The organism is Photobacterium pectinilyticum (genome assembly GCF_024357955.1).
Taxonomy (GTDB): Bacteria; Pseudomonadota; Gammaproteobacteria; order Enterobacterales; family Vibrionaceae; genus Photobacterium; species Photobacterium pectinilyticum.
In genome coordinates this window covers 76533-95750 of sequence record NZ_JANEYT010000006.1, presented here as the reverse complement: position 1 = coordinate 95750, position 19218 = coordinate 76533, and the positions used below count along the sequence as shown (strand labels likewise).

Genomic DNA, 19218 nt, shown 5'->3' with positions numbered 1-19218 from the left:
ACAAATTAGCATGGGTGTTATTTGCCGTGCCTCAGTACGCCATACTATGCTCTGGGGAGCATGGCGAACCCGATTGTGCTGCTAGTTTTGATCTTAATCAATTATTTCTTGCCTTGAAATAATATTTGCTTATAATGAAAATCTTAACTTTTTTTGAGATTAATCAAAAAAAGTTAAGATAACCAAATAAAGAAGGTGCAGTAAGCATCCTGAGTGTACCTGAACTTAAATTATTGATAGTAAAGAATTATACTGACTGGATTTAGTTCGGGTCAGCTTGAATTTGTAAGTTTTTAAATTTGTGAAAGGAAGTAGTGATGACACGTATTATTGTTGTCGGTGGTGGTGCTGGTGGTTTGGAGCTAGCAACTAAGCTGGGTCGTACCTTGGGCCGTAAAGGCCGTGCTAAAGTGACGTTGGTCGACCGTAAGGGGAGCCATTTGTGGAAACCACTGTTGCACGAAGTCGCAACAGGCTCTATGGACGCAGGTGTTGATGCGCTTAGCTATCGTGCACATGCGAAAAACCACTCGTTTGATTTCCAAATGGGTAGCCTGAAAGATATCGACCGTGAACGTAAAGTGATCACACTTGCTCCATTGCATGACAAACAAAATGAATTGCTGATGCCTGAGCGTGAGCTAGAGTACGATATCCTTGTGCTGGCTATCGGGTCTACTTCTAACGACTTCAATACTCCTGGCGTGCGTGAGAGCTGTATTTTCTTGGACAGTCCAGAGCAGGCGCACCGTTTCCGTACAAAAATGAACAACCAGTTCTTGAAACTGCATGCAAACAAAGAGCAAAAAACGGTTGATATCGCAATTGTCGGTGCCGGTGCAACCGGTGTTGAGCTCTCTGCTGAACTTCATAATGCAGTGCAAGAACTTAAAAACTATGGTTTTGGTGATCTGGACAGCTCACGCTTGAATGTTAACTTGGTTGAAGCTGGTGAGCGTATCTTGCCTGCACTACCACCGCGTATTTCTTCAGCTGCCCACAGTGAGCTAACCAAGCTTGGTGTAAATGTTCGTACTGCGACTATGGTAACCAAGGCTGATGAAACTGGCCTGACAACCAAAGATGGCGAGCATATCCCTGCCCAAATCATGGTATGGGCGGCAGGTATCAAGGCGCCTGATTTTATCAAGGATATCGCCGGTCTTGAGACTAACCGTATCAACCAGTTAGTGGTTAAGCCGACCCTGCAGACAACGCGCGATGACGATATCTACGTGATTGGTGATTTGGCTTCCTGTGCACAGGAAGACGGTAGCTTTGTCCCACCACGAGCTCAGGCCGCTCACCAGATGGCAAGCCGTTGTTTCTCTAACATTGTGGCAAAAATGACAGACCGTGAACAGAAGCCATATACCTACAGTGATCATGGCTCGTTGGTTTCGTTGAGCCGCTTCTCAACGGTTGGTAGCTTGATGGGGAACCTGACCAAAGGCTCGATGATGGTTGAGGGACGCATTGCTCGCGTGGTGTATATTTCCCTTTACCGCATGCACCAAATCGCGTTGCACGGTGTGGTGAAAACCAGCCTGATGATGCTGGTTGGTCGTATTAACAGGGTTCTTAGGCCTAACCTCAAATTGCATTAATCGATATAAAGTTACATTAATCGCAATTACATCAGAACCGGAGCGGCTGCTCCGGTGATGTTTTATACCTCATCAAATACACAGTCGCTTAATTGGGGACGATGATTATCGTCCATCCGTTACTTGAAGCTCTACCTTGGATGTAATTGCTTCTAATGATTCATAGTAATAACGTTCTAATGCGACTGGCGTTTCTAGGCCTGACATAATTGATTGATATCGAGATGCATCACCTTGTGCAGATTGAACAATCTCTTGGTACTTGGCTTTACTTTGTAGTTCTATTTGATTAATGGCGCTTCGTGCCGCGACTTGTGCTGTTTCCCTGTTTGCCAGGGCTTGTTCTATCCGCTGCATTTTTTCAGCGGGTGCGGCCTGGACTCTATCAAAAGCGCGTTTGGCAGAGCTAGGGGGCTCCAACCGGCGAATGGTAATCGAGTTAACTCGTAACCCCATCTTTAAGTCATCAGCCATAAATTGCACATTATCACGCAGTTCTGATTGCAACTGAGAGCGGCCCGTTGTCAACAAGGTTTCAAAATCTTGTTTGGTCGTGTAGTAGATAGTCTTTGACATGGTGACTTGCTTAAGCAAGTTCTCAACATCATCTGCAGCGTAATAAAAGAGTGCAGGCTCTGCGACGGTGTACTGTATTTCCAAGCGCATGTTGACTAAATCTCCCCCACGGGTGGTCAACTCCGATTGCAAATAGGCGGCTTGATACTCTCTAGAAAAGTCGATAACGAGTGATCGCAGTTCAGTCACCGAGATTAATTCAACGTCATCAATCGGGTAGGGTATACGGTAATGCATACCTGGCAATACATTGTCATTGATTACTTTTCCGAGACGTGTCACCACGCCTCGTTGTTCGGCATCAATCAAATAAAAACCGCTTAACAGATATATGACCGGAAAGGCGGTCGTTATAATCATCAACCAACGCCGAGCCGATTGAAATGTGTGAACGATATCATGACGCAGGTTCATCTGTACCTCCAGATGGGCGATTGAAGAGTGGTTCAAACATTTCCAGATCTGCAGGTAACACTATGCGGCTTCCTTCGCCAAACATAGATTGATAGGCTTCCATAGAGCGGATAAGTCGGTATAGTTCTGGATTACTCTCAAATACATCCGTAAATAATTCGGCCGCTTGCGATTCGGCTTCACCCAATAAATGCTGATCATCACGGTAGGCTTTCGCTCTCATCTCTCGTATTTCAAGCTCTGTTTCCGCCTGAATCTTCGAGGCGGTTTCCATTCCTTCTGCACGATATTGCCTTGCGAGACGATCCCATTCTGATGCCATACGCTCGTAGATAGCTTGCAAGTTTTGGATTGGATAACCGAACTGATAAGGCGCCACAGATACAACCTCAATGCCAAGTTCGCGCATTGCTTTGGTCGTGACGGATTCAGTGACACGCTCGAACAGTGCATCGATCTGGTTATCTGTTGCATCGGCACTGAATATGCCTGAGATTGGAACCGATGCTATCTCAGAGCCAATTTCACCATTGGCCAGTGTTTCTAAGCGCAGTTGTGCAACTTCAATACTACGAGCACTTGTTAGAAAATGAATGGGATCTTCGATACGCCAGACGAGATAAGCACCCATCACCACATTTCTACGGTCACGAGTACCGTATTCCGTCGATGGAAGTGACAATGTTTGTAATCGCTTATCAAGGCGTACTGTCGTTTCAATCGGATCAGGCCATTTTAAGGCGGGACCAGCGCTAGAGATAACCGAATTAGGCCGACCAAATTGACTAACGATGACTATCTCAGACTCTTTGACTTGAATGATGCTCGATATTACTGCGATGCCTGTCAGTAAAAATAGAATCGCAATAGTAAGGTACTTGTTCATGGTTATTCTGTTTCCGGTAATGACAATGGCGTACGTAAGTCCCACTTGTCGACATCTGGATGTAAGAGGGTGATAAAGGCGTCTTCAAAGCTATTCTCTAGCGTATCTGCAAGCAAGTTAAATGCGAAGGCATCAGGTTTAGCACGCTGGATGTCGCCGAGAGGCTTAAGTTTGGCAATCTCTCCATCTGCCTGATAAATCCTTTCAGCGGCAATGGCTTGGTTGCGCTTTTGTTGCAGAACGAGTTCAGATCGAGCAATCGGTATGTCGTGTAATCGCGAGGCAACGGCTTGGTTAACCATATCTCTGCTTTCATGAAATGCATTGTGAACATCTCTATACACATCGGCCAATCCTGCTGGGGGCTGTAAGCGATTGATGGTCACACTTATAATTTCAATGGGTAGCGCTAGGTTAGCTAGGTTCTGCTGAATTTTATTTGCGACTTTCGTGTTGAAATCAGAATAACGTTGACCAACGAAGTGTGATTGCCTTTCGATGGCTACTGACTGCCACAGTGCATTGCTCGCAGTCATTTTTATTAGTGACTCAACACCAGCCACATTTCGTTCTACGCTAATAACATCACTGATACGGTATTGCACTTCAACCTGTACGAACATCAGCGATTCGTCACCGGTTAATAGGTAATCGGTTCCATCGCTGCTATTGGCTTGGTTTTGAGTCTGTAGCCACAGGTTTTCACCAGGCGCTCGCGCTCCATTGCCTATGACCGAACCGACTTGAATCGATAGTACTGAGCCATCTTCCCATTTTTGTAATACACCTAGTGGGTATGGCAAATTATATTGCAGTCCCGGCTCTAGGTACTCATTGATTGGTTTTGATAAGAAATATGACACACCGGTCTCACCAAGGTTTACTAGGGAGAAGCCTGAACATAAATAAATACTGATACTTGTAATGTAAATATGTTTTGAGTGTTCTTGTATATGTTTTTTCGCTAATAAATATCTATTCTTTACTCTACGAAATTGCAGCCTGTATTTAGATCTTAAAGAATGAAACCTATGTAATCCCAATCCGAAAAAAGAATGTAACGATGAGTATAATAATTTCAATCCAGAAAGTGTTATTAGCAATAAAATAACAGAGGCAACGTATTTGTCTATGTTAAGGCTGACCATTTCACCGATTAAGGAAAGTAGCACTGCAACAGAGGTCAGTAAGTCCATATGACTGTGATGAGCATCGGCCTCTAGCGCTAAAGAGCCTGTTTGTTGTCCTACATACCACTTGAATTTTGATATTAATAATAAAGCAATAATAACGACGATGGTGCCAACTATACCAATAGCGGGATTAGTGATCTGTTCGCCTAAACCTGCTCTTAATTGTCCCCATAAATAAAAAGGTGCTGATAGCAATAATATTGCAACACCCATAGACAATAAAGATTCTAGCTTATCAGCTCGTTGATCTGCTCTATCACGGCACTTGGAGTGCAAGTAAGTCCGGTAGAGAAGCCCCGCCAGTAGTACAATAGAGACGAAAAGGTCACCTCCAGAATGTATTGCATCAGCCCATAATGCAGCACTCGTTGTGATCACCGCTAATCCTAAACGTAGGATTGTTAGGAATAGGTCTGTTCCAATAGCAATCAGCGAAGTTCGTATACGTCGGTCAAACATAATTAATTCAAATGAAATGTGAGAAGCGCATGTTAGTTATCTATTGTGAAGGAAATATTACGATTAATTAAGTTTTACTATATTTATCGACAATATTAATTGTGTCGGTAACTGTTTGTTGGTTTGATTTTATGCTCGTAATTATGCTCGTAATTATGCTCGTATTGTTTCGGCGGTTGTATATTTTTAACATCATAGATTTATCTGTATTATAAATGAAGTAAAACTGAAACTATTTTTGTATACGATTACATCCCGCAATATCACGCATAAGTTGTAATCATTTAGGGAATATAATGAAGTTTCAATTGTCAACCATCGCAGTATTAACTGTTGCGCTTCTTGCTGGGTGTAATTCTAGCTCTGACTCGTCAACCAATACCGTCATTCGTGATGGAGATCCTATCACTCCAGATATGAAAATTGGATTATTGGCTGATACCCAAGGATTCACATCCACTAATGGCCACGGTACTGCCATTGCCCAGCTGACAGAAGTTCTGCAATTATATAAGGATAATGGCGTTACTCATGTTATTGCGGTTGGTGACTTGACCGATTGGGGTTCAATAAATGAATATGAAGATTGGATACGATTAGCAAAGGATTCGGGAATGAAATTCCTATCTCTCGCAGGTAACCATGAGCAAAATGGTGGTAGTGCGGGGGATATGACGCCAAAAGAACGTTTTACGCACTACATGAAGCCATTTATTGATGATGTCGTAGCTGATGGCGGAACACTAGTGCATTACGATGATGAACAGCCGTATTACTCTTATGCAGCAACCTTCGGTAATGCCATGGTAATTAACCTATCTTGGGGTGATTTCACGGGCGCTTTTGAGTGGGTTAAAACTCAAATTGAGAATCGTCCGGAACATATTCAGCATGTGTTTGTCGGCTCTCATGAAACATTCCTTGGTGGCAACCGTGGAGGTATGGCATGGAGTGCGCTAAATGGTGGCGGTATCGCAGAGAACTTCGATAACTGGCGCCAGTTGTTTGCCCAGAACAACGTAACACTTGTGACCGGACATGACCATATTTACAGCCGTTCGGCTATTTGGACTGAAGGCGCGGCAGAGCAAGGACTTAACATCGGTCAGGGTGACTATTTCACGGAAATCGTCGCTGGTAGTGCATCTGATAAAGCTTATGTTTATGAAAAACAGCAAGAGCGTCTGCAAAGTACTATGATGGCCCGTAACCTATTGATTAATGGTTGGGGAATCGGCGGTGATATGAGAGATGACTGGGATGCTGATATCTTCGCTCAGGAAGGTTTGAAACCTACTCAGCAACAGGTTAACGCATCCTGGTTTACGATCACTAATGACGAACTAAGTTTTGAAGCTTATTACGATGATTTTGAACAGTCTCACACATGGCAAGATATGGGTGTGACGTGGAAAATGCTAGATCGCTTCACCGTGGGCGGTGAACGTTGTGAAAAACTGGTTCACCCTAGCCACATTGGAGAAACCGTAGCGGAGCAAGGGTACTATGACTTCCGCTACACGACTGAAGATTGCTGGTCACCAGAAGGCACTAAAGCCAGGCTCATTGATGGTAGTAATGAGGTCTATAGTCGCATTAACAGTATGCTCGCATACGCTCGTAATCAGTCTGGCAACAAGGGCGATACGTGGATAGAAAACTGGTATGACTGGATGGTTTATGATGCCGAAATCCCAATTGGAAGCAACAATAATTCAGGAAAGCACTACCAAGTTGATGTAACTAAGCCATTCAATACAGGCCATCCAAAATTTACAGAACTAATGACTACAGGCCAGGACTTGAATGATCTTTACATGATCTCTCAAACTCATGATATGAAAAAGCTAGTTCAGCTTAGCTGGTCGGCACAACAAACCAATACCGTGAGTGAAGTACTAACCATCAGTGGTATTCAGGGTCAAACAGGTAGCTTTGCTAACTCTTCTGGTTATGCACTAGATATTACTCAAGATCGTGCTCGTCACGGTACAACCGTTGTTGACGGTGGTGACCCACAATATATGGATGTGACCAATAAGCCATTACTTGATCCGACTTTGCTAAATGAAAAGTCACCTAATCGCACTAAGACAGGCCATGAGTGGGAACTTGACCATGATATGCGTAATGGTTTCCTACGCGCCGATGACTACGTGTTTGAATTCAGCATTCCTGCTGGTCTTGATGCACAAGATGTGACACTTGCGCATTTAAGCATTGATAACAAGTGGGTACCGTTACTTGATAGCGATCAGTGCTTGAGCAAAGAGAGTTACTCTTCAGAATTCTTGAGCGTCCTCCCTAACGACATCGCGAGTAACGGTTGTAGCCAAGATCTCGTTATGGGCTTAAAAGACAACACGTTCTGGGCGAAAGTCGATTTCGAAGGTAAGTTTGCGATCGTAAGTAAATAAGCATTGTTCTTTACCGAGTAGCCACCTGTGATGTGCTACTCGGCATTTCCGTATATTTGAAGATATAAGAGTTTTTTGATGAAAAATAAAGTAGCTTTGGCAGTTTCATTAGCTTTAGTTGGCACATTGGCTGGCTGTAACAGTTCAAGCAGTGATAGTGATGGTAGTTCTAACTTATCGGCACCATTTGATAAGCCTGTAGATTTAGTCATTGTTCCAGGTATGGAGTTGAGTGTCGAAAATTGTACGCCACGTGCAAAGTTTGAACACAGAGTATCCCTTGCCCACTCTGTTGCAAGCGAAATGGCTAACCCTGTATATTTTGTAACAGGAAAAGGCAATAACGAAACAAGTGTAAGCTGCTTTGATACCTCTGAAGCGGAAATTATGCAAGATTGGTTAATCACCAACTATAAAGTTTCACCTGACCGTATTGTTATGGATGCCGAGTCAATTTGGACTGCGGATAGAGCTGCCGCCGCGAAGCAGTTTGTAGATGAGAAAGAAAGTCTTGGTGCTGAATTTTCGTCTCTTCAGCTGGTTTCGAGCCATGCCCACCTTTATCGTGGACGCAATACCGGTGTTGACTCCTCTGCAATGCTTATTTTTAACAATGCATTTGGTCATGATGCGTTTAATTTTGAAAATAGCCATGCATCTAGTGCGTTTGGCGCCGATGAGGAGTGGAGTGATGAGTTCTCTACTAGTAATGGGTGGACTCCCACTAATACGAAATTTGTATTAGCTGATGTAACCAATAACGGTCTTGACGACTTAGTTGCTATCAGAGATAGTGAAATATTCGTTGCTCCCTCTGACGGAACTCAGTTTATGCAAGGTGAGGCATGGCTACAAAACCATTTACCTCCTCAGGCAGCAATGTGGTCTGATACGATGACCCGGCTACTTGGCGATGTAAATGGTAATGGGTTTGTCGATCTAGTATCCATAACGAATAGTGGCGTTTATGTCAACTTTGGCAATGGCCAGCACTTTGGTGATTTTTTTGCTCAATGGAGTGACGAGTTTAAAACATTAGGCTCTGAGCATACGCCACACACTGATGATGCGTGGGATGCCCGTAAACATCAATTCCAGTTAGTTGATATGAATAATAATGGCATGGCAGATCTCGTTGCTTTCGGTGATGACGGTGTTTACGTAGCCTATTCTGAAGAAGACAAGTTTTCTAGTATTATTAAAGTACATGATAACTTTGGTGCCGATCAGCCATACCACCCCGATTCTGATGTCACGTTTGATGAAGACCGAATTCAAGACGATCGCGTCATTAGGACAATTGTTGATGTTGATGGTGACGGGTATCCAGATATTGTGGTTCATGCTCAGTTCGATATGCTGGTTTCTCTTAACGATGGAAACGGTAACTTTGGTGAAGCTAAACCATGGCTGATCAACGATGATGGTGAAGGTCATATTACGGGAACAGAAGGACGTGATTTTATTCATGGTCCTAATGATATGTTCTTTTCAGATATCGTAGATATGACAGGTAACGGTCGTGGCGACATGCTTGGCATGCTTGAATATGGTATTTTTGTTGGAGACTCTACCGGCAGTCGTTTTGAAATGATTGATGTCAATAACTATTCTACTCGTGACCGGATCGCAGAAGTTGCTGATGAAAACAATCAGTTTGTAATGAGAGCTGATTGGAAAAAAAGCAGCCACTTCTGGTTGGTTGGTGATGTAACCGGTAATGGCTTGAATGATATCGTTGGTGTTGGTGAAGATTACACCTACGTTGCTCCTAACCTAGCACCATAATCTTTAGACTAAGCGATTAAGCTGGTAAGTGTAGTGATAACAACCCGTCAATACTGGCGGGTTGTTTCGTAAATGGTGAAGCTATTTCTGGAAGATAGCGGCTATCGTATCTCTTACAAGTAAACACTTCGTTAGTCAAAAAAACGCCAATCAGGCGTTTTTTATTTTTAATGCGGTGTTATACCAACCTATAAATATTTGAGAACTGCGATTAGTTGATTTTAAACAGCTCAACATCAAAAATCAGCACGGAGCCTGGTGGGATAGATCCAATAGCGCGGTTGCCATAGGCTAGGTCGGCCGGGACGAAGAAACGTGTCTTCTCACCCTCAACCATCAACTGCACACCTTCTGTCCAGCCCTTGATAACCTGATTTAGGCCAAACTGGATGGTTTCCCCACGCTCTACTGAGCTATCGAATACCGTGCCATTGAGCAGTGTGCCATGGTAATGGACGGTCACTTTATCACTTGCTTTAGGGTGTACCGAACCTGTTCCGTCTTGAAGAACTAAGTACTGTAGGCCTGATGCCGTTGTTTGTACTCCTTCCTTTTCCTTATTTTCGGCAAGGAACGTTTCACCAGCTGTGATGTTTTCGGCTGCAGCCTGCTTATTACCTTGCGAGCGTTGCATAAAGAAGATAACCAGCGCAATAAGGGCGATACCAAGAATAATTTTAAACACGTAAGTTCCTTATTTTGTAATATAAAGCTGAATATACTCGACGATAGTAGCAGAGCTGACCTACAGGTGAAAGGTAGGTTAACGGGTACTTAAGCTAAGGTTATAACTCGTTAGGCGTAGTCATAGTCTGGGCGGCGTGGAATTGGTAATGTCACTGGGGATCAGCGAAAACAGCAGACCATCGACGGGCCCGTCTTGGGTGACAATGCGGTTTCGTGCTGTGCATTCGAAATGGGCCTTAGTGGCAAGGGCGGTGCGCTGGCTAGCCAGGTTGCCGGGGTGGCTAACAATTTCAATGCGTGTCAGGCCGACGGTATCAAAAGCAAACTGAGCAATCGCCTGGCAAGCTTCTGTGGCATAGCCTTTTCGTTGTGCGCTGGAGCGGATCCAGTACCCCAATTCAGCCGAATTAGTGAGCTCGGATACATTGCTCAAGGATGTACTGCCAAGAAATATATCGGTAGTGCGCTCAAAGATGGCAAATTCATAGCTGATGTCATACACCCAGTTCTGCTGGCTGGCATGAATCCACTCATGGGCGTCGTGTTGGTTGTATTGAGGGTGGCACCAAGGCAGCCAAGGAGAAAGGCTTTGTTGTGAGCGGTGGATCGCATCGAGCAAATCCAATAGATCAACATTCTTATAGGGGCGAAGTAGCAAGCGTTCGCTTGTTAATTGGTAGTCTGCTTTCATCCTGTCAACAGTCTCCGTCGAAATACTTTCCTAGCATAAACCGGGGTAGAGTGAAAGTCGTGGGTGTTGTTGGAATTGGTGCTTAAAATGTGAAAAGGGCTGCGTTTACAGCCCTTTATCTAGATAGTGAGCGGGTTAACCGTCGATGCGACGGATTTGAATTACCATACCCATCAGTGGATGGTCAAGGTAGTGGGTTTCGCCACTGCGCATCTTACGCTGTTGCTGGAATGGGTAGGATTTGAGGAATTCTTCCACTTTCACCTGTTTTTTGACTTCCTGCAGATGGCCGATTTGGACGTTACCTTCCGGCTCTAATGCACTTTCCATTGGGTCAAGTGGCTCAGCTCCGATGATGACTTCGCGCCGGCTTGGTTCGCGCAGAGCAAAATTGGCTTCAGTAAACAAGAAGTGCTGAACATAGACACGCAATGTGCCGTCAAGCTCACGTAATGCACTTGCTTGCTCCTCGGCTTCATCAGACGCAGTATCCAGTGATTCTTCGGTAAACCCTTGGTCTGAAGGAATGTCCTTTTGCTCATCGGCTTGGGCTGACTTCAGTGTACCATCTGCTAAGAACTGAGCGGAAAAGTCTTTACCTGCAGTAAAGTGAATGCGCGGCGCTGCCGCACGGCTCAGATCACCCTGGCGCCAGCCAAAGTGGGCGAGAGGGGTGAAACCTGCATGTTGCTTTAGCTTGCTATACTGGCTATTGAGCTCGAACTGGGACGATGGCATCGGAGTGAGCCCTCGTGCTTGAAGGCGAGCGGTATCACCAAAGTCTATTGAACCTTTTAGGTTGACAGGCTTCGGGTTGTCCGGCCAAGATTCGCTCACTTGCTCTGGTGCGATGTTACGCTTGAACAAGATCACTTCAATATCGAACTGTCGCGCTGCAAGGCTTGGCCAGCTAATGGCGAACAGCAGCAAATAAATGAGATTTTTCAAGATAATACTCCGCACTTAAGTGCTATCTATTATAGAGCGTTTTCGGCCAACTTTGTTAGAAGACCGTCAACATACTTTATTCTGTCTTTTCTGTCACTCATCGGGGCCATGACTTTCAACTTGGTTGGCCCTTCCATCCGGAAATGTTGTGGCTGTGACTGAAGTAAACCGACGATGAGACTCGGGTCGATATTGGCATTCGGATTAAACTCGATAAATCCGCCTTTTTCACTCGCTTCAATCTTGCGTACACCAATATTTGCAGCTTTAAGCTTGATCTTATTGAGCACTAGCAAGTTACGTGTTGGATCTGGCAATAGTCCAAAGCGGTCGATGAGTTCAACTTTGAGCTCATCCAGTGCTTTTTCACTGTTTGCGCTGGCGATGCGTTTGTACAACGACAAGCGGGTATTGATATCCGGAATAAACTCTTCGGGTAGCAATGCCGGTAGGCGAAGTTCCACCTCGGTTTGCTGGCGTAGCAGGTCATCTAGCGAAGGCTCTTTACCTTCTTTCAGTGCTTCGACAGCTTGCTCGAGCATCTCCATGTACAAGGTGAAACCGACTGATTGGATTTGGCCACTTTGCTCGTCACCGAGTAGCTCACCAGCCCCTCGAATTTCAAGATCGTGCGTTGCAAGTGTAAAGCCTGCACCCAAATCTTCCAGTGAGGAAATGGCCTCAAGTCTCTTCACCGCATCTTTGGTCATTCGCTTAGGGTGCGGCGTCAGCATGTATGCGTAGGCTTGGTGGTGCGAACGTCCGACGCGACCTCGTAGCTGGTGAAGCTGGGCCAGACCAAGGTGATCTGCACGGTTGATAATGATGGTATTGGCAGTGGGAACGTCAATACCGGTTTCGATTATAGTGGTACATACCAACAGGTTAAAACGCTGGTGGTAGAAGTCACTCATGATTTTCTCAAGCTCACGTTCGCGCATCTGGCCATGAGCAAAGGTGACTCGTGCTTCTGGGATCAGCTTGGCGAGATCTTCTGCCATCTTCTCGATTGAGTCGACATCGTTATGCAGGAAGTAGATCTGACCGCCACGCATCACCTCGCGTAAAACAGCTTCTCTGACTAGGGCATCATCTGACTCGCGAACGAAGGTCTTGATGGCCAAACGGCGGGCCGGTGGCGTAGCAATGATCGAGAGATCGCGCATGCCGCTCATCGCCATATTCAGCGTGCGCGGTATTGGCGTTGCGGTCAGGGTCAGGATATCGACATCGGCACGGATCGCCTTGAGCTTTTCTTTCTGGCGAACCCCAAAGCGGTGCTCCTCATCGACAATCAATAAACCAAGATCATGGTACTTCACCGAGGCATTGAGCAGCTTGTGTGTCCCGATCAGGATATCGATTTTGCCTTCGGCCATGTCGGCCAAGATTTGTTTTTGCTCTTTGGCGGTTTTGAAGCGTGAAAGGACTTCAACCCTAACCGGGGTGTTGGCAAAACGGTCGCGGAAATTCTCAAAGTGTTGTTGAGCAAGCAGGGTCGTCGGCACCAGTACGGTGACCTGCTTGCTGTTATCGACGGCAACAAAGGCTGCGCGCATGGCGACTTCTGTTTTACCAAAGCCGACATCACCACAGACTAGGCGATCCATGGCTTTGGCTTGGCACATATCAGATAGGACAGCATTAATAGCCAGTGCCTGATCATGAGTTTCTTCGAACGGGAAACCGGTACTGAAGTCGGCATAGGCTTCGCGATCAAGTGTGAATTTGTGGCCCGGTTTCATTTCTCGCTTGGCGTAGACATCGAGCAGCTCGGCGGCAACATCACGGACTTTTTCAGCCGCCTTGTTTCGAGCTTTCACCCACGTTTCACCGCCTAGTTTGTGGATCGGAGCGGAATCTTCCGCACCGCCCGAGTAACGGCTGATCAAGTGCAGTGAGGCTACCGGGACGTAAAGCTTGGCACCACCTTGGTATTCCAAGGTGACGTATTCGGTTTTCATTCCGCCAGCTTCAAGTGTCTGCAAGCCCTGAAAGCGACCGATACCATGATCTAGGTGGACCACCGGCTGGTCGACCTTGAGTTCAGCAAGGTTGCGGATAATGGTATCGGCATTGACCGATTTTTTTTCATCCCGGCGACGGCGCTGAACCACGCGTTCACCCAGTAAGTCACTTTCACAAATCAGGGCGACTTCTGGCTGTTCGAGCAAAAAGCCTTGTTCAGCCGAGCCAATAACTAGGCTAAATTTGCCCGGTGTCGCCAAGGCTTCTGTCAGGGTCGGTGCTACTACCGGGCGCAGCTTGATTCGGGCTAGCAGGTCAAGCAATGCTTCGCGGCGGCCTTCAGAGGCGACCGAGAAGACAATTTTGCCCTGATAGCTTTCCGAATAACGTCGAAGTTCAGCCAATGGCTCTTTGAGCTGGTGGTTGATGGTTAGCTCAGGAACCGCTTTAACTGGCAGGTTGTAGCGGCCAGCTTTGTCGGGCTCGCTTTCTTGGCGGATACGCACTTGAGGCAGCGTTTTGAAATGAGTGAACATTTCCTCTTTGGTCAACCATAGCTCGTTAGGTTCGAGCAGTGGGCGAAGAGGATCGACTCTGCGCTGGTCGTAGCGGTACTCGGCATCGGTTAAAAATTGGTCAACGGCGGACTCAAGTGCCCCGATGGTGAGCAGCAGGCTATTTTGCGGCAAGTAATCGAAAAGTGTTTCGGTGTGCTCGAAGAACAAGGGTTGCCAATATTCGATACCGGCAGGCCAAGTACGCTTGCTGACCTGTTGGTAGATAGATTCTGGCTCACGGCGGGCCTCGAAGCGCTCACGCCAGCGCATACGAAAATTCTCGATGGCAATTTCATCGGTTGGGAATTCGTGGGCTGGCAATAGGCGGATTTGTTCAATCTCACCGGTAGAGCGCTGGTTTTCGGGGTCGAACTGGCGAATAGAATCGACTTCATCATCAAAGAAGTCAATGCGGTACGGTTGGTTACTGCCCATTGGGAACAGGTCAATCAGTGAACCACGACTGGCATATTCACCGTGTTCGATAACCTGATCAACGTGACGGTAACCTGAGGCTTCGAGTTGTAGGCGTAGTTTATCCAGCGATAATCTATCACCATTACGAACCATCAGCGCATGCTGGTGGATGAAAGCCCTTGGTGTCATGCGCTGCAGCAGGGTGCTGATTGGTACTAGCACCACCCCGTTAGCTTGCTGGGGGAGGTTATATAAGCGAGTCAGCCTATCTGAAATGATATCTTGGTGCGGCGAAAAGTTATCATACGGCAAGGTTTCCCAGTCTGGGAAGACACTGACTTCTAATGAGGTAAACTGACTGACTTCGGGTTGTAGGCGTAATGCGGTCTGGGTGTCTGGCACCACAGCCAAAATAGGGCCTTGATGATCGTGGGCTACTTCTGCAACAGAGAGCGCCAGCGCAGCACCGGATACATTACCGACGAATCGGCTGTCACCCGGCTTGGACGGTAATGGAAGAGAGAGAATAGACTGTGCTTTCATGGTTAACTTTTATTATCTGATCGCTGTTGGGCGCGTTGGCGCAGAATTTTTTGCTGGAAATACAGGGCGGCTCGGATCAGCAGATCCCTGTCATCTTCCATTAAGCGTACGTACTTCAAGGCAATTTCGTAGCTGCCGTCTTGTTGAGGTTGGCATTGGGTTACTTCAGCATAAGCGTAAACGGCCGCCGCGGGGTTATCAAGAAACAGCTTGAGCCTTACCTTGCCGCTTTCGATTAACGCCTCTGTTGAAAAGTAGGACAGTTGACTAGCGCCGAAAGTGTGCGTGGTAAAGCGAAGCTCGGCATCATCTTGTTGGGCTAGCACGAAAGATAATAATAAATTTATCTTGTTGTTTTGCACGGTAAGGTAATTCGAAAGTGCTTTGAATTCGTCTTTTTTTAGTTGGGATAATGAATGCTCTAAACCGTCATCTAAGCTGCTGCATTCACTGGCGATACGAAACAGGGGCGGGATTTCTTGCTGGAAAGCCAGCATCTCGGGAATATTTTCACCGGGTTGGAGTGGTTCTACATTGATGGTCAATCCGGCATGGACTGAAAAATACTCGTCCTGATTCATGTCGCACTCGATATAAATTAACTATTCTTCGATTATCACCCACCTATTGCTTTGGGACAAGTAAAGTGGTCGCAGAGTGGGGTTTTTACCCGCTGTTTTTACATTAGTTTTACTGTGCTTAATGGTAATCAGACGCGGCAACGGGTATGCTTTCGAACAGTTTTTATAAGGATGGTATCTTTCTTATCTATGTTTCATCCCGTCTCATTTTTTATCGGCCTGCGTTATCTCAGAGGACGTTCTGGTGATAGGTTCAGCCGTTTTGTTTCTTATATGTCGACCGCGGGTATTACCGTTGGGGTATTATCCTTAGTTACGGTCTTGTCAGTGATGAATGGTTTTGAGCAGCAACTCAAGGAGCGGATCCTTGGGGTGATGCCTCAAGCTGTTATCTCGACTCCCGATGGTCACTTATCTCGTACAGAGCAACCGCCAGAATTTCTTAAGGGGATCCTAAAAGTCGATATGGTGTCACCGCTTACTCGTAGCGAGGCGATTTTGCAAAGTGCTAAATCGTTAGCGGCGGGGATGCTGCTGGGTGTCGATCCTGACGCCTTTGAGCCGGTCGGCTATTACATTAACCATGGCGATATCAAGGATTTGGAAGCGGGCAGCTATAAAGTTATCCTGGGCCAAAGCCTGGCCAATCAACTGGGCGTCAAAGTTGGTGACAAGGTACGCTTGATGGTCACTAGCGCCAGCCAGTATACCCCGCTCGGTCGAATTCCTAGCCAGCGAAACTTTGAAGTCGCGGGCTTATACAATACCGGGTCGGATGTTGACGGCCAGATTATACTGACTCATATCGAGGATGCTGGACGATTGTTACGCCTGAAACCCGGTGAGATAACAGGATGGCGCTTGTTTGTCGATGATCCGTTCGTGGTCGCCGACCTGGCTAACCGGCCTTTACCCGATGGAATGACTTGGTCAGATTGGCGAGAACAACGCGGTGAGCTATTCCAAGCAGTGAAAATGGAAAAGAACATGATGGGCTTGATGTTGGGACTGATTATCGGTGTCGCAGCTTTCAATATTATATCGGCATTGATCATGGTGGTGATGGAGAAACAAGCCGAAGTGGCCATTTTGAAAACACAGGGCATGAGCAGCCGCCAGGTCTTATTGGTGTTCATGGTACAAGGCGCCAGTAGTGGTGTGATCGGCGCTATCATAGGTGGAGTATTAGGCACCTTATTGGCACTGAACTTGAATTCTTTCCTCACTGTTATTGGCGTGAACTTGATCACCGCTGGCGGTCAGCTACCGATTGTAATATCACCACTACAGATTGCTTTAGTTATTGTCGGCGCGATTGTTTTGAGTTTGCTGGCAACTGTTTTTCCTTCCTACCGGGCGGCATCTGTTCGTCCAGCAGAGGCACTTCGTTATGAGTAATGCATTATTGGTTTGCCAGGGCCTGAGAAAAGTTTATCAAGAAGCCCAACTTGAAACAGAGGTGCTAAAAGGGGTGGGTTTCCACCTTGATGCTGGTGAGCTTATCGGTATTGTCGGTGCGTCAGGTTCGGGCAAGAGTACGCTGCTGCATTTACTTGGAGCATTGGATGAGCCTACCGAAGGCGAAGTGTTTTTCAAGGGGCAAAAACTCAATGCAATGAGTGCCAATAAGCAGGCTAAGCTGCGTAATCAGGAGATTGGCTTTGTCTATCAGTTCCACCACTTGTTGGCTGATTTCAGTGCGTTGGAAAATGTGGCTATGCCATTGCTGATTGGCGGTGTTGCCGCGAATAAAGCACGCGCGCAGGCCCACAGTATCTTGGATCTGGTTGGACTTGGTCACAGGCTGGAGCACCGTCCTTCCGAGCTCAGTGGCGGTGAGCGTCAACGGGTCGCTATTGCAAGAGCACTGGTTAACAAACCGTCTTTGGTTTTGGCCGATGAACCAACGGGTAACCTGGATCATAAAACCGCACTGGAAATCTATGATTTGATGCGCAAGCTCAACAAGGAGTCGGGTACCGCCTTCTTGGTGGTAACCCATGATAATGAGTTAGCTGGCAAACTGGATCGCTGCATGCACATGCAAGACGGCGAGTTGCAGCTAGTAGAGGTGGCTTGATGTTCCGACCGCTTTCTCTATACATCGGCAGCCGCTTCAGCCGCGCCAAGCAAAGAAACCGGATGGTATCGTTTATTTCGATTTCATCGACGCTGGGTATTGCGGTAGGTGTTGCCGTGATCATTATTGGTCTTTCGGCGATGAATGGTTTTGAGCGTGAGTTGCAAAACCGGGTCCTATCGGTGATCCCCCATGGCGAACTGGAGGCGGTGACACCGCCTTTTGAAGATTGGCAACCCGTTCTCGATTTGGTCGAGCAGCACCCAAGGGTGACTGCGGCGGCCCCTTATATCAACTTTACTGCCTTGCTTGAGAAAGGTAACAGCCTCAAGGCGGTGGAAGTGCGTGGCGTGAACCCAGAAAAGCAACGTGACGTCAGTGTGTTGCCGCAATTTGTCAAGGATAATGCTTGGGATAGCTTTGAAGCGGGTAAGCAACAGGTTATTTTGGGGCAAGGCGTGGCCGACAAGCTGGGTATCGACGTGGGAGATTGGATCACGGCAATGATCCCTAACCCAGATCCGAGCTTGAAGCTTAAGGCACCGCATCGTATCCGACTTCAAGTCTCTGGCTTACTTGCGCTGGCTGGACAGATTGATCACAACTTTGCATTAGTGCCTCTCAAAGATGCTCAATCGTACCTATCGATGGGCGAGGGGGTAACCGGAATCGAGCTTAATGTTGACAAGGTGTTGGATGCCCAAAGCATCGTGCGAGAAGTCGGTTTTACTCTGCCTGTTTACGTATACCTAAAAAGCTGGAACCAAAAGTATGGCTACTTGTACCGTGATATCCAAATGGTTCGTACCATTATGTATCTGGTGATGGTGCTGGTGATCGGGGTCGCGAGTTTTAATATCGTGTCTACGTTGATGATGGCTGTAAAAGACAGGGCGGCGGACATTGCGATATTGCGTACTATGGGGGCGACTGATAAGTTGATCCGATCCATTTTCGTATGGCACGGTGTGTTGTCAGGTGTTGTTGGTAGCTTGGTAGGCTCGTTGCTGGGCTCTTTGGTCGCTGTCAATCTCACCACTCTCATTAGGGGGCTGGAAACCCTAATTGGCCATCAGTTCTTGTCTGGCGATATCTATTTTGTCGATTTTCTTCCGACGCTACTGTCTATGCAAGATGTATTGCTGGTGACAACAACAGCGGTGATCTTGAGTTTCTTGGCTACATGGTATCCCGCTAAGCGAGCCGGTGCACTTCAGCCCGCAATGGTATTGAGTGCAAAATAGACAGTCCGGGCATCAAATAAAGCGTTGGCTTCCCTCTTGGTGAGTCTTAAGGGCTGCTGCTGAAATGGCGCTTTGGGGGAAAGGTCGACTTTTTGATGAATGAGATATGGCAGTTTTCAGTTTTCTGCAGACCGCCTCGCTAATTCGATAGTGCTATTTGAG

Annotated in this window: 14 protein-coding genes; 6 read left to right on the top strand and 8 right to left on the bottom strand. The window is 46.7% G+C overall.

Annotation, left to right across the window (positions count from 1 at the left end; translation table 11 throughout):
• The first annotated feature begins 317 nt into the window (after positions 1–317).
• Positions 318–1607 (top strand): NAD(P)/FAD-dependent oxidoreductase, encoded by a 1290-nt coding sequence (locus NHN17_RS04435; protein ID WP_255040925.1) that lies wholly within the window; start codon positions 318–320, stop codon positions 1605–1607.
• Positions 1608–1712: 105 nt separating this feature from the next.
• Here the strand turns inward: NHN17_RS04435 and hflK are convergent, their stop codons facing one another.
• From hflK to NHN17_RS04420, 3 genes are read right to left on the bottom strand one after another with little or no spacing between them, the layout of a single operon-like run.
• Entirely contained in the window at positions 1713–2597 is an 885-nt protein-coding gene (gene hflK, locus NHN17_RS04430) for a protease modulator HflK (protein WP_255040924.1), read from the bottom strand.
• Positions 2581–3483, bottom strand: a complete 903-nt coding sequence (gene hflC / locus NHN17_RS04425) for a protease modulator HflC (RefSeq protein ID WP_255040923.1) — start codon at positions 3481–3483, stop codon at positions 2581–2583. The genes hflK and hflC overlap by 17 nt, the downstream gene beginning before the upstream one ends.
• A 2-nt stretch (positions 3484–3485) precedes the next feature.
• Positions 3486–5135, bottom strand: a complete 1650-nt coding sequence (locus tag NHN17_RS04420) for a cation efflux transmembrane domain-containing protein (RefSeq protein ID WP_255040922.1) — start codon at positions 5133–5135, stop codon at positions 3486–3488.
• 296 nt (positions 5136–5431) lie between these two features.
• Here NHN17_RS04420 and NHN17_RS04415 point away from each other — a divergent pair, with 296 nt between their 5' ends.
• Both NHN17_RS04415 and NHN17_RS04410 read left to right on the top strand, forming a co-directional pair.
• Positions 5432–7552 (top strand): metallophosphoesterase family protein, encoded by a 2121-nt coding sequence (locus NHN17_RS04415; RefSeq protein WP_255040921.1) that lies wholly within the window; start codon positions 5432–5434, stop codon positions 7550–7552.
• A gap of 78 nt (positions 7553–7630) precedes the next feature.
• Complete coding sequence (locus NHN17_RS04410) at positions 7631–9340, top strand: ElyC/SanA/YdcF family protein (protein WP_255040920.1); 1710 nt, start codon at positions 7631–7633, stop codon at positions 9338–9340.
• A 211-nt stretch (positions 9341–9551) separates the two neighbouring features.
• Here NHN17_RS04410 and bamJ read toward each other — a convergent pair whose 3' ends face one another.
• The 5 genes from bamJ to NHN17_RS04385 all read right to left on the bottom strand — a co-directional run bounded on the left by bamJ (position 9552) and on the right by NHN17_RS04385 (position 15732).
• Positions 9552–10025: a BamJ family beta-barrel-assembly machinery protein gene (gene bamJ / locus NHN17_RS04405; protein ID WP_373689541.1), complete on the bottom strand. Its 474-nt coding sequence runs from the start codon at positions 10023–10025 to the stop codon at positions 9552–9554.
• A gap of 120 nt (positions 10026–10145) precedes the next feature.
• Positions 10146–10718, bottom strand: a complete 573-nt coding sequence (locus NHN17_RS04400) for a GNAT family N-acetyltransferase (RefSeq protein ID WP_255040919.1) — start codon at positions 10716–10718, stop codon at positions 10146–10148.
• Between the two features lie 135 nt (positions 10719–10853).
• On the bottom strand, positions 10854–11666 hold the full coding sequence (locus NHN17_RS04395) for a peptidoglycan binding protein CsiV (RefSeq protein WP_255040918.1): 813 nt from the start codon (positions 11664–11666) through the stop codon (positions 10854–10856).
• Positions 11667–11695: 29 nt separating this feature from the next.
• Positions 11696–15151, bottom strand: coding sequence for a transcription-repair coupling factor (gene mfd / locus NHN17_RS04390; protein ID WP_255040917.1), 3456 nt, complete (start codon positions 15149–15151; stop codon positions 11696–11698).
• Positions 15152–15153: 2 nt separating this feature from the next.
• Positions 15154–15732 (bottom strand): PilZ domain-containing protein, encoded by a 579-nt coding sequence (locus NHN17_RS04385; RefSeq protein WP_255040916.1) that lies wholly within the window; start codon positions 15730–15732, stop codon positions 15154–15156.
• 189 nt (positions 15733–15921) lie between these two features.
• On the opposite strand from NHN17_RS04385, the gene lolC reads away from it, so the two are divergent.
• From lolC to lolE, 3 genes are read left to right on the top strand one after another with little or no spacing between them, the layout of a single operon-like run.
• On the top strand, positions 15922–17130 hold the full coding sequence (gene lolC, locus NHN17_RS04380; protein WP_255040915.1) for a lipoprotein-releasing ABC transporter permease subunit LolC: 1209 nt from the start codon (positions 15922–15924) through the stop codon (positions 17128–17130).
• Positions 17123–17812 carry a lipoprotein-releasing ABC transporter ATP-binding protein LolD gene (gene lolD, locus NHN17_RS04375; RefSeq protein ID WP_255040914.1) on the top strand — a complete coding sequence of 230 codons (690 nt, stop codon included), beginning with the start codon at positions 17123–17125 and terminating at the stop codon, positions 17810–17812. The genes lolC and lolD overlap by 8 nt, the downstream gene beginning before the upstream one ends.
• Complete coding sequence (gene lolE / locus NHN17_RS04370; protein WP_255040913.1) at positions 17812–19056, top strand: lipoprotein-releasing ABC transporter permease subunit LolE; 1245 nt, start codon at positions 17812–17814, stop codon at positions 19054–19056. Before lolD ends, lolE begins: the two co-directional genes overlap by 1 nt.
• The last annotated feature ends 162 nt before the right edge of the window (positions 19057–19218 follow it).